The sequence below is a fragment of the Campylobacter sp. 2014D-0258 genome (genome assembly GCF_008000495.1).
Classification (GTDB): Bacteria; Campylobacterota; Campylobacteria; order Campylobacterales; family Campylobacteraceae; genus Campylobacter_D; species Campylobacter_D jejuni.
Genome location: NZ_VOAR01000021.1, coordinates 51,149 through 66,248, shown reverse-complemented (window position 1 = coordinate 66,248; position 15,100 = coordinate 51,149). Strand labels below are relative to the sequence as shown.

16 protein-coding genes and 1 pseudogene are annotated in these 15,100 nt (G+C 29.2%); 7 read left to right on the top strand and 10 right to left on the bottom strand.

What is annotated here, in order from left to right; translation table 11 throughout:
- Positions 1-1,932, top strand: coding sequence for a sensor histidine kinase (locus SR62_RS03585; RefSeq protein ID WP_002893054.1), 1,932 nt, complete (start codon positions 1-3; stop codon positions 1,930-1,932).
- Here the strand turns inward: SR62_RS03585 and uvrB are convergent.
- The gene (uvrB, locus tag SR62_RS03580; RefSeq protein ID WP_002855027.1) at positions 1,927-3,900 is read right to left on the bottom strand and encodes an excinuclease ABC subunit UvrB; all 1,974 of its coding nucleotides are present in this window, start codon (positions 3,898-3,900) and stop codon (positions 1,927-1,929) included. The genes SR62_RS03585 and uvrB overlap by 6 nt on opposite strands.
- A 153-nt stretch (positions 3,901-4,053) precedes the next feature.
- Here uvrB and SR62_RS03575 point away from each other — a divergent pair, with 153 nt between their 5' ends.
- Genes SR62_RS03575 through SR62_RS03560 form a run of 4 tightly spaced genes read left to right on the top strand, consistent with a single transcriptional unit; the run spans position 4,054 to position 6,785 of the window.
- Positions 4,054-4,284, top strand: a complete 231-nt coding sequence (locus tag SR62_RS03575; RefSeq protein ID WP_002852327.1) for a hypothetical protein — start codon at positions 4,054-4,056, stop codon at positions 4,282-4,284.
- On the top strand, positions 4,274-4,516 hold the full coding sequence (locus tag SR62_RS03570; protein WP_002854947.1) for a hypothetical protein: 243 nt from the start codon (positions 4,274-4,276) through the stop codon (positions 4,514-4,516). Before SR62_RS03575 ends, SR62_RS03570 begins: the two co-directional genes overlap by 11 nt.
- Positions 4,513-4,950 (top strand): prepilin-type N-terminal cleavage/methylation domain-containing protein, encoded by a 438-nt coding sequence (locus SR62_RS03565; RefSeq protein ID WP_002893056.1) that lies wholly within the window; start codon positions 4,513-4,515, stop codon positions 4,948-4,950. Before SR62_RS03570 ends, SR62_RS03565 begins: the two co-directional genes overlap by 4 nt.
- Positions 4,932-6,785 (top strand): primosomal protein N', encoded by a 1,854-nt coding sequence (locus tag SR62_RS03560; protein ID WP_079861992.1) that lies wholly within the window; start codon positions 4,932-4,934, stop codon positions 6,783-6,785. The genes SR62_RS03565 and SR62_RS03560 overlap by 19 nt, the downstream gene beginning before the upstream one ends.
- Here SR62_RS03560 and SR62_RS03555 read toward each other — a convergent pair.
- The 8 genes from SR62_RS03555 to SR62_RS03520 form a co-directional block, all read right to left on the bottom strand.
- Positions 6,778-7,536 carry a CTP:phosphoglutamine cytidylyltransferase gene (locus tag SR62_RS03555; protein ID WP_002893058.1) on the bottom strand — a complete coding sequence of 253 codons (759 nt, stop codon included), beginning with the start codon at positions 7,534-7,536 and terminating at the stop codon, positions 6,778-6,780. The two genes, SR62_RS03560 and SR62_RS03555, sit on opposite strands and share 8 nt — an antisense overlap.
- A gap of 1 nt (position 7,537) precedes the next feature.
- On the bottom strand, positions 7,538-8,140 hold the full coding sequence (locus SR62_RS03550; protein ID WP_002893059.1) for a gamma-glutamyl-CDP-amidate hydrolase: 603 nt from the start codon (positions 8,138-8,140) through the stop codon (positions 7,538-7,540).
- Positions 8,131-10,470 carry a PEP-utilizing enzyme gene (locus tag SR62_RS03545; RefSeq protein ID WP_002893060.1) on the bottom strand — a complete coding sequence of 780 codons (2,340 nt, stop codon included), beginning with the start codon at positions 10,468-10,470 and terminating at the stop codon, positions 8,131-8,133. The genes SR62_RS03550 and SR62_RS03545 overlap by 10 nt, the downstream gene beginning before the upstream one ends.
- A 14-nt stretch (positions 10,471-10,484) precedes the next feature.
- Positions 10,485-11,246 carry a class I SAM-dependent methyltransferase gene (locus SR62_RS03540; protein ID WP_002893062.1) on the bottom strand — a complete coding sequence of 254 codons (762 nt, stop codon included), beginning with the start codon at positions 11,244-11,246 and terminating at the stop codon, positions 10,485-10,487.
- Positions 11,247-11,298: 52 nt separating this feature from the next.
- Positions 11,299-12,072 (bottom strand): class I SAM-dependent methyltransferase, encoded by a 774-nt coding sequence (locus SR62_RS03535; protein WP_002893063.1) that lies wholly within the window; start codon positions 12,070-12,072, stop codon positions 11,299-11,301.
- Between the two features lie 283 nt (positions 12,073-12,355).
- Positions 12,356-12,553 carry a hypothetical protein gene (locus SR62_RS09165; protein WP_002893064.1) on the bottom strand — a complete coding sequence of 66 codons (198 nt, stop codon included), beginning with the start codon at positions 12,551-12,553 and terminating at the stop codon, positions 12,356-12,358.
- A 202-nt stretch (positions 12,554-12,755) separates the two neighbouring features.
- Positions 12,756-13,061, bottom strand: coding sequence for a hypothetical protein (locus tag SR62_RS09160; RefSeq protein WP_002877666.1), 306 nt, complete (start codon positions 13,059-13,061; stop codon positions 12,756-12,758).
- Between the two features lie 173 nt (positions 13,062-13,234).
- A complete protein-coding gene (locus SR62_RS03520; protein WP_022552263.1) occupies positions 13,235-13,555 on the bottom strand; it encodes a helix-turn-helix transcriptional regulator in 321 nt (106 codons plus the stop codon).
- A 100-nt stretch (positions 13,556-13,655) separates the two neighbouring features.
- Between SR62_RS03520 and SR62_RS03515 the strand changes: the two are divergent.
- Positions 13,656-13,829, top strand: a pseudogene (locus tag SR62_RS03515) (DNA adenine methylase); the annotation flags it as partial.
- A 438-nt stretch (positions 13,830-14,267) separates the two neighbouring features.
- Entirely contained in the window at positions 14,268-14,819 is a 552-nt protein-coding gene (locus SR62_RS03505) for an ImmA/IrrE family metallo-endopeptidase (RefSeq protein ID WP_002877662.1), read from the top strand.
- Here the strand turns inward: SR62_RS03505 and SR62_RS03500 are convergent.
- Entirely contained in the window at positions 14,816-15,100 is a 285-nt protein-coding gene (locus SR62_RS03500) for a hypothetical protein (protein ID WP_074484220.1), read from the bottom strand. The genes SR62_RS03505 and SR62_RS03500 overlap by 4 nt on opposite strands.

Here is a 15,100-nt window from a genome sequence, read left to right as displayed (position 1 = left end):
ATGCAAAGACAAAGCCCTGAACAAATTCTTAAAAAACTTGAGGTTAAAGCCAAGGAAGAAGAAAAAAACAAACTTGCAAAATTAAAAATCTTCTTAGGTTATGCTGCAGGTTCTGGAAAAACTTATGCTATGTTAAGTGAAGCTAGAACTTTAAGGGATAATGGAGTTGATGTTGTTTTAGGCTATATAGAGCCTCACGATAGACCTGAAACAATGGCTTTAACACAAGGTTTTGAAAGTATAGCTAATCTTGAAATTCCTTATAAAAATATAGTATTAAAAGAATTTGATTTAGACGCTACCCTTAAGAGAAAACCTGCTTTGGTTTTAGTAGATGAGCTTGCACACACTAATGCTAAAGGCTTGCGTAATGAAAAGCGTTTTCAAGATATAGAAGAACTTCTAAAAGCAGGGATTGATGTTTATACTACTTTAAATATACAACATTTAGAAAGTTTAAATGATTTAGTCGCTAATATCAGTAAGATAGAAGTTAAAGAGCGTATTCCTGATCGTATTTTTGATGAGGCTGATCAGGTTGAACTTGTTGATATTGAACCTAATAAGCTTTTAAAAAGAATGCAAGATGGCAAAATTTATAAGGAAAAACAAGCTAAACTAGCACTTGAAAATTTCTTTCGTCAAGAAAGACTTATAGCTTTGCGTGAGATTGCCTTAAGAAGACTTGCTTCAAGAGTGAATTTAAGAGCAAGTGAACAAAGGCTTATTAATGATGATTTAGCTTATCATACTGGAGAGCATATTTTAGTTTGCATTAATGCTTCAAATGCAAAGGTTATTCGTGCAGCTGCAAGACTTGCTTTAGCTTTTCATGCTAAATTGAGTGCGCTTTATATAAAAAATCCCAATATTAAAGAAAAAAAAGCCTTAGAAGAAAATATAGAACTAGCTAAAAGTTTTGATGCTGAAATCATTAGCGTATATGATGATGATATAGCAAGACAAATTGCAGAGTATTCAAGCCTTAGCAATGTTTCTAAAATTGTTTTAGGTAAAAATAAAGATAAAAAAAAGTTTAAAGAAGAGATTTTTGAAGCTGTTGCTAAAAAAGCACCCAATATTGATTTATATCTTGTTAATGAAAATCAAATTTCTACTCCTAAAATACGAAGTAAAAAAGGTTTTGATTTTTTAGGTTTTTTAAAAATCACAGGAGTTTTGCTTTTAGCAACTTTTATAGCTTTTGTATTTCATAAATTTAATACTCAGCCAAGTAATATAGTTATGATTTTTATTTTAGCAGTTTTTGCTTCTTCTTTTATTTCTGATAATAAAATTTTCGCCTTTTATTCTTCTTTGGTAAGTGTTTTGATTTATAATTTTTTCTTTTTAGAACCTATTTTTAGTCTTAAAGTTCATGATAGTGGAAATATTATTACTTTTACAACTATGTTTATAGTTGGATTTTTAACAGCTGTTTTTACTAGAAGATTAAAATTGCAATCTAAAGAACTCACTAAAAGAGCTTATAGAACAGCTATTTTGCTTGAAAATAGTGAAAAGTTAGCAAGAGTGAAAAGCAAACAAGAGCTTTGGGAACAACTTGGAAATCAAGCTTTAAAATTATTAAATTTACCTATTATTATTTATCCTATAAATAAAAACAATATTTTATCGAAACCTTTGTTGTTTTTTAACGATGATAAGCAAATGTTAAAAAATTGTTTTAGTGCTGATGAGATTGCTATTGCTCAATGGGTTGCAACAAATAAAGAAAGAGCAGGTGTTTGTACAAATACCCTGCCTAATGCTAATGCTATGTATTTACCTATAGAAGATGGAGAAAAAACTAAAGGGGTCATAGGTATAGTTTTAAAAGAAAAACGTCCCTTACAAGACTTTCAGTATGAAATTTTAAGTGCTTTACTTAATGAGGCGGGAGTTAGAACAAGGGATATATTTTTATTATAAATCCCTTAATTTATTAATCTCATCTCTAATTGCGGCAGCTTTTTCAAACTCAAGTGCTTTTGCTGCTTCAAGCATTTGCTTTCTTAATTCTTTGACAAGTTTTGCTCTTTCGCTAGCAGGCATTTTTTCTAGTTTTTTACCTTTGCGATAAATTTCGCCTAAATCCTCTTCATTTTTCAAGCTTTCTTCAATGTGGCGTTTGACTGAAGTTGGCGTGATATTGTATTTTTTATTATAAGCCATTTGAAGTTTGCGGCGTTCATTGGTAGTATCCATAGCTTCTTGCATGGATTTTGTGATTTTTTTGCAAAAAAGCAAAACCTTACCATTGACATTTCTAGCTGCTCTTCCCATGGTTTGGATTAAACTTGTCGTACTTCTTAAAAAGCCTTCCTTATCTGCATCCATAATGGCAATGAGTGAAACTTCAGGTAGATCTAGTCCTTCTCTAAGCAAGTTAATGCCAATTAGCATATCAAAAGCACCGCTTCTTAAACCTCTTATGATTTCATTGCGTTCTATAGCATCGATGTCTGAGTGCATGTATTTGACTTTTATACCAAGCTCTAAATAATACCTTGTAAGTTCTTCAGCGAGTTTTTTAGTTAGCACGGTTACTAAAACCCGTTCGTTTCTTTGTATGACTTTTTTAGCTTCATCAAATAAAATTTCAACTTGGTTGTCACTATCTTTTAATTCTATCAAAGGATCAAGCAGTCCTGTAGGACGCATGATTTGATGAAAGATATTTTCTTTACTCAGTTCAAGTTCTAAAGGTGCAGGTGTAGCTGAAACAAAAAGAAATTGACAATTTTTATGGATAAATTCATCAAACATTAAAGGACGGTTATCCAAGGCTGAAGGCAAACGAAAACCATAATCCACCAAGGTTTGTTTTCTGCTTCTATCTCCTGCAAACATACCACGAAATTGAGGTAAAGATACATGGCTTTCATCGACTATAACAAGAAATTTTCTATCTTTAATCGCAAAATAATCAAAAAGCGTATAAGGAGTATCACCTTCTTTAAGCCCTGTTAAATGCCTTGCATAATTTTCAACTCCTTTACACATTCCTGTGCTTGTAAGCATTTCAAGATCAAATTCAACCCTTTGTTTAAGGCGTTGATATTCTACGAGTTTATTTTCATGTTCAAAATAAGCAAGGCGTTCGTTAAGTTCTGCTTTGATATCTTTTATCGCTTGTTTTAGTCTTGTTTCGCCCACGCTAAACTGGCTTGTAGGATAGAGTATAAAGCGTTTTAAATCTTTGCCTTTTTTATTTTCTAAAACATTGTAATGATACATAGCATCAAGCTCATCGCCAAAAAATTCAAGTCTTACTACTTCATCTTCATAATAAGCTGGATAAATGTCTATAATATCTCCTTGAACTCTAAAATCTGCACGATCAAAAAAATTATCATTTCTTTTATAACCCATATCTACAAGTTTTTTTAAAAGTTCTTTTTGTGAAATTTGCATACCTAGTTCAAAGATTAAAACCATGCCTATGTATTCATTTGGATTACCAAGTCCATAATTTGCTGAAACACTAGCTATGCAAACTACATCTTCATAACTTAAAAGAGAAGCAGTGGCACTCAGTCTTAAACGCTCTAAGTCTTCATTGGTCGAGCTGTCTTTTTCTATGAAAACATCAGTGCGTGGGATATAGGCTTCAGGTTGATAATAATCATAATAAGATATAAAATATTCTACATGATTTTTAGAAAAAAAGCCTTTAAATTCGCTATAAAGTTGTGCACAAAGGCTTTTGTTGTGACTCATGATAAGAGTGGGTATATTAAGTTCTTTAATGACATTTGCCATGGTAAAGGTTTTTCCACTTCCTGTAACGCCTAGTAAGGTTTGATATTTGTTGCCTTTTTTTATACTTTTTACTATGCCTTTTATGGCTTCTTGTTGATCGGGACTGGGTTTAAATTCGCTGGTAAGTTCTAACATTTTTCTACTTTATTTTTATTTTTGAAAAAATTTTAAAAGAAAATGCTTTAATTAAAAATTAATTGACAATAAAAACCTAAATTTAAATTTTTTTCTGCTACAATATCAAATAATATTTTCCATAAATTACAAATTTCTTAAGAAGGCAAAAATATGTTTGATGAAAAAATAATCAATACTATGACAGATAAAGTAAATGAATTAATTGAAAAGTATAACGAAGTTTGCGAAGCCAATGAGGCTTTAAGAAATGAGCTTGTAAGCGTTAAAGCACAAAATGAAGCAAAAAGTAATCAAATCATGCGTTTAGAAGAAGAACTTAAATCTCGCAATATAGAAAGCGAAGATATTTATAAGAAAATAGAGGCTGTTCTTGGCAGATAATCTAAAACAAGTCATTGTTAATGTCAATGCAAAAGATTTCATTGTTAAGTGCAGTGAAGAATTTGCAAATTTTTTAGAAGATGATATCGCTTTGATTTCTGGCGGTACTAAAAAAATAGAACTTAAACGCTTTGTAGATGCGTTTGTTAAAAAAAGTTATGAAAATTATATTTTAGAAAGAGAACTTAAGAAACTAATAAAAGCAATCAATGAAGAACTCCCGACAAAATGAATAAAGCTTTTACTCTGCTTGAGCTTGTTTTTGTGATTTTGATTTTGGGAATTTTATCAAGCTTATCTTTATCTTTTATCAATACTACAAAAGATGAGGTTAAAATTTTAAAATTAAAAATGGACTATGAAATGCTAAGCTCAGCTCTTGCTTTAATGCGTAGTCAAATGAGACTTAAAAATTTAAATTTTCCAGAAATTTTAGATAATGCGCAAAACAATCAAGCCAAAGAAAAACTCTTTTATTGTTTAAATGATTGTGATTATTCTTTGCTTGATACACCTATTTATTCTGATTTTAAATCTTGGATAAAAATAGGTAAAAATCACTATAGATTTGCATTAAATGCCAAAGAGATGATTGAATTTATTTATGATTCTAAAGAAGGTTTGTTAAAGTGTATAGGAAGTTCTAGATGCAAAGATCTGATATAAGATATTATGAACTTGCAATTTGTGGTTTGTATTTGGATAATTTAACTTTTCATAGTTTTGATGAAATCAAACCTTTAACACAAGTATTAGTGGATTTAAAAACTAAAAAAAACCTTAAAGCTATCGTGCTTAAAGAATGTCAAAAACCTGATTTTAAAACCGTAGAAATTAAAGAAATGACAGAGTATTTTGTAACTCCTTTGCAGTTTGAATTGGCAAATTTTATTGTTTATTATTATGCTTCAAAACTTGGTTTTGTTTTGGGATTTTTTGAAACTAGTCCTAAGTATGAATGTCAAAAAATGTTTTTTAAAGATACCCCTAAACTAAGCAATCAACAACAAAATGCCTTAAGTTTTCTTCAAAAAGAAAACAACTCCTTGCTTTTTGCTGATACAGGTAGTGGCAAGACTGAAATTTATATTTCTTTGATAAAAGAGTGTTTAGAACAGGGTAAGCAAGCTTTACTTTTGATGCCAGAAATCGCACTTACTCCACAAATGAAAAAGCGTTTAGAAGTGTATTTTAAGGATAATTTTTTCCTGTGGCATTCTAAAATTTCAAAGAAAAAAAAGCAAGAATATTTAGAGCGTTTTTGCAAGGGAGAAGTACTTTTAGTAGCAGGTGCAAGATCGGCTTTGTTTTTGCCTTTTAGAAATTTAGGACTTATTGTAGTAGATGAAGAACACGATAATTCTTATAAGGCTTCCAATCAGCCTTTTATCAATGCAAGAGATTTAGCACTTTTTTTGGGTCAAAAAAATAATATTAAAGTGGTTTTAGGTTCTGCAACCCCATCTTTAACGAGTTTTTGCAAACAAAAAAGTTTTAGATTAAAAGGAACTTTTTTTGAGAGTAAAAAACATTTTTTATATGATGAAAATGAGCTTAGTATAACACCTATGCTTTTAAGCGAATTAGAAAAAAGTTTAAAACATCAAAAACAAGCTATAGTGTTTTTACCTACAAGGGCTAATTTTAGGCAAATCATTTGCAAGGATTGTGGGGAAACGATAAAATGTCCTTTTTGTTCTATTGCTATGAGTATGCATAAAAAGAAAAATGTTTTAAAATGCCATTATTGTAATTATACTTCTTTGATAGAGCAAAATTGTCCAAGTTGCAAAGGAGAAATGTTAGAAGCTAGAAAAATGGGGACTGCTGAACTTTTAGAGCTTTTGCAAAATGCTTTGCCTTTAGCAAAAATAGCAAAATTTGATAGCGATGAAATCACAAGCGTTAAAAAGCTTAATACTATTTTAAAAGACTTTAATGAAAATAAGATCGATATACTTATTGGCACCTCTATGCTTGCTAAAGGGCATGATTATCATAGCGTGGATTTGAGTGTGATTTTAGGGCTTGATGAGTATTTGTTGCGTCCTAGTTTTAGAGCGAGTGAAGAAACTTTAGCTTTAGCTATGCAAGTTGCTGGTAGGGCAGGGCGTAAAGGTGAAGCAAGAGTGCTTTTACAAACAAAAAATAGAGCTTTTTTTGAAAAGTATATAGAGGATTATGATGCTTTTTTAAAAGATGAGTTAGAAAATAGAAAAGATCTTTACCCTCCATTTAAACGCCTTTTAAGAATTCTTATAGAAGATAAAGATCAACAATCCTCACAAAAGCTCTGCGAAAAACTTGCCTATCAATTTAAAAATATCAAACAAGTAGAATTAGTAGGCTATGGAATTTGTGGAGTTGAAATGCTGCATGGAAAATATCGTTTTTATTTATTGCTTAGAAGTGAAAATCACAAAGCTTTAGTGGCAATTGAAAATTATATTTTGCAATTTAAAAATGTAAGCGCGGATATTGACCCTATTGATTTTATATGAAATTAATTTTTAAATCACTTATAAAATCAATTTCACACCAATTGCCATCAATTTCCACTGCTTTTGCGTTGTTGTATTTTTCAATTAAAACCTGCAAAAAACTTGTCATATACATATTTTCAAAATTTTTATTATCATATAAAATATCTCGGTCAAGCATTTCATAAAAAGCAATAACTTCAGAAAGAAATTGATAAGAAAATTTAAAAAGTCCTATATATTGAGCTTCTATCTCATCATAGGCATTAGCTTTTTTTCCAAGTTCTATAATATAACCATTTGTCATCTTTAATGTTTCAGCATCTTCTAAAGGATTTGCAAAGCGTTTGTTCCAAAGCTTACGCCAAGACTTATCAACTACTATAGCAAGTTCTTCTTTGGCATTTATAAGCTTTTGCACGCAATCTTGAAAATAAACAATATCCGCATAAGAAATAATCAAATCTTGTTTTTCTTCGATGCATTTTAATATAAAATCTTTAGCGCAAAAAAAAGTATGAACCATATTGGTTTTATCATATTTTGAATTAATAAAAAAATGCTCAATATCATATTTATTAAGATAATTTTTTAGCACATCGTTTAAATATCCACCCACAACAGCTATTTCATTTATACCTGCTGATTTTAAAGCTTCGATTTCATAATCTATTATTTTTTTATTCTTATACTCAACCATACACTTTGGTTGATCTTTTGTTAAAGGCATTAGCCTTGATCCAAAACCTGCTGCTAAGATAATTGCATTCATATTATTCCTTGATTAAACTAAACCACTCTTTTAAAATTTGAATATCATTAAGCCCATTTTCTCTTTCAATATGCCACATTATACCAAAAATATTTTCATACTTATGTTTAAAAGCTTCTATGGTATTATCTTTTGCTAAGCAAAGTTCTATAAGATCTTCACCTAATTTTTCAATAGCAAAATTATGAAAAGAATTACTTATAAATTTTTCTTTTGAGAAAAATACTTCATGTTTACCTATATGATTTTCACAAGGACTTATATGGCTGTTAAAATAATGAGCTATCATCTGAGCTCCTCTGCAAATTCCTAAAAGTGGTATTTTTTCTTTTAAACAAATTTCTATAACTTGCTTTTCGTATAAATCTCTCTTTTTAGATAAAACATTAGGACTATAAAAACTTAAATCATTGCCACCGCTTAATATCACAGCTTTTATTAGATGTTTATAATGAGAAAAATCTATTTCATAGCTAAGAGGAAGAGGAGTAAAATTTTTAAATAAATCTTTATTAAATAATTTTCCCCAATCCAAAGCCAAACATTCTCTTTCTTCATGATAACTTTCGTTGCAAATAAGTCTTTGAGTAATACCTATAAACAAAATATTTGCTCACTTTCACATTCTATATTTATTTTTTTAGCTTTTAAATATTTTTCAAAATTTTCTTCTCCAACTCCTATAACAGCAGGCATTCCAAGTTCTGAGGCACGAATGGCCATATGTGAATTAGCACCCCCATAACATGTAATAAGTCCTGCTATATTTTTTGTAAATAAATAATCATATCCAGGATCTGCTGCATAAATTAAAACAATCTTTCCTTCTAAATCTTTATCATTTTCCTTCGCCGTAAATGCAGTAATGCTCTTTTGTGTAATAAAATTTGGAATAATACTATGATTATAAAAAGAAAAAATTTCATCGGCATTGCAAAGCAAAGAAGGAAGTTTTATAGCTTGTGTAAGTTCATATTGTTTTTTATTGCGATTAATTTCTTCCATAAACTGCTCTTTTGGATTTATAGAATAAAGACTAGAATAAAGATTTAAAATGCTTTTTATATCAAGATGAGCCAAATCTTCTTTTTCAATACCATAATATTTGCCTAATTCTTCTATATAAACTATAGCCTTAGAAAGCAATCTAGTGAATTCAAATTTAACAAGCTCTCTACCCTCGATAGCCTGCTTTAAAAAATCAAAAAATTCACAAGCATTAATCTCTAGTCCATGTTCTCTAAGTAAAGCATTTAAAGCTTTTGTCTTTTCTTCTGAAAAAACAAAAGCTTTATCTTGTAAATAAACTTTACTATCTTTTTGATCCACATCAAAATAAAGTTCAAAATCTTCATCATATCTTGGAGATAAAATATTATAAGTTCCTGCTCTTAAATGTCCAAAATCTTTCAAAAATTGATCCTTGTTGTGAAAATTAAGATGGTTTGTTTGTTTGCTTAAATTTTTACTCACTGTATTGAGTGAATTTAAAAAATCATCTTTTTCCTCTTTAGTTATAAAATCAATCTCAACTAAAGAATTTAAAAGTTGCATTGCTACAAATGCAGCCCTAGCCACCCCCGCAAAAGGCAAGGTTCCATAACGCTTGCATTCTTCAATAAGCCAATAAATTTTATCAATTAAAGAAAAATTAGAATTAATAATGCCATCATATCTTTCTTTTAGCTTATAAGCTTTTTGTATGTCTTTTAAATAAAACCCTGATCTAGGATTAATAATCTTATTTGTAAGTTCTAATAATGAAAATTCTAATCTTTTGATTTCATTTTCATTAAAACCATAATTTAAAAGTTCTTCTAATTTTTTAGAACTATTAAAGTCATAACAAGAATAAACAATATTAAATTCAATCTTATCGTGCAATTCATGATTTTTATTAAGCTTATCTAAGTAAAAATTGACAAGTTTTTGTGCAATATTTTCATCTAATTTTTTTGGTATAAAAGAATTAAAAGATAATCTTACATCCACATAAGGAATGCCTAAAAAAGAATGGATTAAAGGATGGGATCTTAGATCTCTATAACCATAATTATCTCTTTGATACGCCCAGATATTATCCGTAATGATTTCTTTATATAAACTAAAAGCTAAACGCCTAGGTTTTAACCCTATGATTTCAGCTGGATTCCAATCAGGCATTACCCCAAAAATAGCTTTATCTCCCAAAACTCTAGATCTTGATTCTTTTAAAGACTCAAAACGTTTATAAAATCTATATAAAGCTTCTTTTGGTAAAGAATGAAATAAATTATTTTTTTCATGCATAACCAAAGGACGCACTTGTAAGCAAAAAAGTTCTTCCTTATCATCTTGAATAGCAAATGCAAATTCAACATCTAAAAAATAACAGTCATATAAAACTTCTAATTCTTTTATAAGTTCTATAATTTTTTGAAGTCTAATATCTTTAAATTCTAAATAATCTCTGTAATGACAGTAAGTTTTTGCACTCTTACTACTTCCATCTGTAATAGAACTATTTGAACCATTTTCATCATATTGAAGACAAAAATAAGGGGAAAAATTATCCTTATCAACACTAAAACCAACTCCACAAAGAGTAATGTTTTCAAGCATAGGTTGAACTAAAATTTCATCGCTTTTTGATGGCATAGAATTGGCAACTTCATATAAAGCTTTTAATAACTCATCTTTAGAATCAGCTTTAATATTTGCCAAAGAAAGAAAAGCACCTGCATTGGAGTTTTTCATACTATCTTCACTTAAAGAAGAACTTCTTATAATGAGTCTATTAGCCTTTAAGGTTTGAATGTCCTGTAAAACTTTATCTTCATTTGATATTAACTCTTCAAGCGAAGTTAAAACCAAAGGTAGAACTTTTGCTTTTTTTAATTTTGTTTGTAAATTTTTTAAATTTTGTGCTTTGGTTTTAAAATTTAACTCCGCCATGTTTTTCCTTAGTTTTATATTTTTTTAGCACTCCAACAACGAGTGGTATATTTTATGCTAAATTCCTTAGGAAGTCTTTGTGAAATTTTATCACTAATTTTATTAAAAAGTTCATTTCCTTCATCAGTCTCCAAATCCCAATAAGGATTTTTAACACTTTTCCATGCATTAATATAATTTTCAATGCTTTGATGAAAATAAAAATCCTCTTCAACATAAACAATATTATCAAAAAGATCCTTTCGACTCTCTATAATTGGTCTTTGATCTTCTCTTCTTGTTCCCCTTGTATAATTTGGTACAAATTCTACAATAGTATCTTCAGCTATTTTTTGCACAGGATCGTTTAAATCCCTGTGATTCCACATACAAGAAAAATATCCCTCTGATTTTAATAAGCGATGCGCTTCCTCTAAGGCTTCATTTCTATCCATTACATTAAAACTACTACCAAAAGTCACCCAATCAAATTCACTATTTTGGAGTGTTGAGTTTAAGCCTGTTGCTCTAACCCAGTCAATCTTTTGATCCTTGGTTCTTTCTATCCCGATCTCACGCATCGCATCATTTGGTTCTACAGATACTACCCTACATCCTCTTTCTAAAAGCATAATGCTTAAATTTCCAGTTCCTGCGCCGATATCAGCGACTTTAATATCTTTTTTTCCAACTAAACTAATAAGCATATCTATAGTTTTTGGAGCATAATTTGGTCTATAGCTATAAAATTTAGCATGCTTGGTATAATCCCACACTTGTTCTACTAGTTTTTGCATTTTATTTCCTTTTTTTCATCTTTAACAAGCTTGATGAAAAAAAGGAGGTATTTTATGCTTTTCTAGCTGTCCATGCTCTTATTTTATAAGGAATCTCTATACTTTGCATATGAGAAATTTTAGCTTCTATCATCTCTAAAATTTCCTTCCATCTTTTTTCACCTGCTTGTGCTTGTATATCATTTACAGAATGCCAAGCTCCAAGATAACGCTCTTTATCCCAAAACTCTTTATAGTCACACTCCATAAAAAAGCAGTCTGTGAAATCTCCTGTTGAAACAAGAATTTCTTCCCATTTTTTAACATTTTGAGTGCCACTGCTTACACGAGCAAGCTCTGGAACAATATGTTTAATCTCCTTTTCGATTTCATCAAAAACCGAACCCTCTACAATGTGGCGAGGATTCCAAATCGCGGTGAAATACCCCCCCCCTGTCAATATACGATTAAATTCTGGGAGAGATTTTTTAGGATCTGTCCAATGAAAAGAACTAGCCATGATGACCCAATCAGCTTGATTATTGCTCATGCAGGTTTCTTCACCACTTCCTTTGTGCCAAGAAATATTTGATAAATTTTGTGTAAATTTTTGCCCTTCTTCACGCATATTATCGTTTGGTTCCACAGCACTAATTTGGCATCCAAATATTTCTCCTAACATCTTAGTAAGTTTTCCAGTGCCAGCTCCTACTTCAACAATATTTAAATCTTTTAAATTTTTATTTTTATCATTGATACAAGCTACAAGTTTTTCAAGTAAAAATGGACTATAAGCAGGTCTATTATGATAATGCTTTGCAACCTCTGTAAAATCTCCTTGTTTCATATTGATTCCTTTCTCTAATTTTAAACACAATTATATCTTTTTTTTATTAATTTACAAATCTTTTGTCGGCGGAAAAATAAAATTTCCATTTGGAAAAATAAAACTTCCATAAAAGTGGAAATTTTATTTTTCTACAAACCTTAAACTTAAAATATAACTTTATTAAAATAAAACTAACAAAAAATTCGTTTATGATGTTCATTTTCTTTAACAATAGTTTTCATATCCAAATAATGCTTTACTATATATTTTGGAATGTTAAAGTCGTAATCAGAGTGTGGCTTTAAATCAAAACGATTAAAAGTTTGTAATTTTTATAATATTCCCTACTGTTAAAAAAACTATGTTCTACTATATTAAAAATTGATGTATCTTCATAAAAATTTGGTGGATAATATATATCTATACTTTCATCATCTTTTAAAAAAGTAAGTATTATTAAAGCTTCATTCAACTCATCACCCCTATGCATTGTTTGCATAGGAAAATAGCTTCCTTCTGGTATTTCATTAAAAAGAAGTCGATATAGTAGCGATAAGCTTTTAAACTTAATTTGCTTTTTATTTGAACGGGGTCCGAAAATTCGTGCAAATATCTCTTCCTAGATCGTATATCTTTTTTAAAATATTCAGGAAGTTCACTTTGTCATTTTAAATATTTGAATATTTGCTCATAAACCTCTTTTAACAATCCAATATCATCACAATCTTTAACTGTATATGCCAATTTTTTTCATACTTGTTAAGCTTTAAAAAATCATTCCAAGTTACTGGAAAACATTTGTATAAAAATTCTTTTCTAACAATCTCTTCATAATTAATTTGGCTAGTTTGAATTAATCCAGCTGTACAAGTTAATTCAACCTCAACATCTTTATTCTCTGGAGTTTTTATGGTAAAAATTTCGCGTGAGGTTATTTGAAATTTATTAAGTTCCAAGTCCTTATTTTGCTCTTTTTCTTTTTTAAAATTTTCATCAATTTTCTGCATTTTTTACCTATGCTCTTCGTTGATTTTTTGCATTTCCTGCTTATATTCATTCCAAATTTCTTTTAGCGGTTTATTTGATGTTCCTTTTATTTTTCTATATAAATAATTACATAAAAGAAAATAAAGATACTTATTAATATTAGCAACACAATATTCACTTTAATTCCTTTAAATTATATAATAAAACGCAAAACTTTGCCTTGTATAATCAGCTCAACTTGCGAGTCTTTTAAGTCCAAACTATAGCTTTTATAATCCTTATTTACACTAATAATATCTAAAACTTTACTTATTGGATCTAATTGCAAAAGTTTAACCATTAATTGGTTATCAAAATTTAAAATATACAATCCATCTCCTTGATACTTATGCGTTTCTTCAAAAACAACCCAGCTATCAGGTAAAAGCATTGGAACCATAGAATAACCATCAACTTTAATAGCTTTCATATTTTTAGGCGTTGTTTTAAAAAAGGCTTTACTAAGCTCAAGCATTTCACCTGTTTCATATCCTTCGAGCCCAATTAACTCATTGTCACCACTGGTAGAAGCCGAAACATTAAGTTTTGGTATTGAATAAAAATTAGCATCTCGCTGCAAGTTGTTAAAAAATATCAAGGGTAAATTTATGCTTTCTTATAATGATTGTGAACTTATAAGAGAGCTTTATAAAGATTTTAATATTAAGGAATTAAAAGTAAGGTATTCTTTAAATAATAATGTTTTAAAAAGAAAAGAAAGTAAAGAGCTTTTGATTATGAATTTTTAGCAAGCTAAGAGAGTAAAAATACTCTCTTTAATATTTAATTTTGTAAAAATATGGCAAAGTATCTTTAAAATTAAAAATAATTTAAGGATTTATTATAGAAAACAATTACACCAATTCTGATATTATTACTATTGCAAGTTCTTATCTAACTTATGGAAGTTTAATTGTTGCTATTGCTACTTTCTTAACAGCTGTTATTGCCATAGGGCTTACTATATATTATAACCGTGATAAACAAAGATTAATAAAAGAAACAACTGATGTATTTTTAAATAAAATTATAGAAGATGAGAAATTACGCAATGATTTTATAAATAAAATTCTAAAAAATAGTGAATTTATGGAAGAATTTGAAAGAATGGTCGATTTACATATAAATGATAAAATATCTATATTGACAGATATTGATCAAGAAAAATCACAAATAGGAGGTTTGGAATGACTTATAAAGAAATAAAAGATAAAACCCCTTATGAAATTTTAGATTTATTGGAAATGAAAGAACCACCATTTAATCCGTTTGAAATTGCTCAAAAATTAGGTATAAATGTAGTTAAAGATCTTGACCTTGATAAAATTGACACTGAAGGTCAAATTAGCGTAGATGAAAAAGGTGAACCTATTATTTGGATAAATCCGCTTAAAAATGAAAATAGACAGCGTTTTACATTGGCACATGAATTAGGGCATTTAGCTAATGATATTTTACCTAGCATAGAAAATCCTATTATTGATAGTTATGAAACCCTTTATAGAAGCAATACATATGGTGGAATAGAAACTAGAGCCAATCAATTTGCGGCAAGACTACTTATGCCTCTTCGACAAATAGAAGATTTTATAGCAGAATGCAGAAAAACAACACCTGACTTAAAGGCAGCAGAAGCAATATTACTTATTGCTTCAAAATTCGAAGTTTCAAAGCAAGCTGTTTTTCACAGACTTAAAAATGTAGGTCTGATAAAACAAGATTATACATATCCTTTTTAGAGCAAAGAGGCTAAAAATTCTAAAGCTTCTTTGCTAAAATTTTTATTGCTTTCTTCTAGGTACTCTTTATCTAAAATAGCACCGTATTTTAATAAAAGTAAAATCGCTCCAAAATTATTATGAGTTACTGCATAAAACATAAGCTCTTTACCCATGCATTCTTTAGTAACACTCATACCATTTTTAAGATATTCTAAAACAAGTTCATTGTTATGATTGCAAATTGCGTTTATAAATCTTTTGTTAACACCTTGTCTTATGTCTGCTGATACTCTATCCAT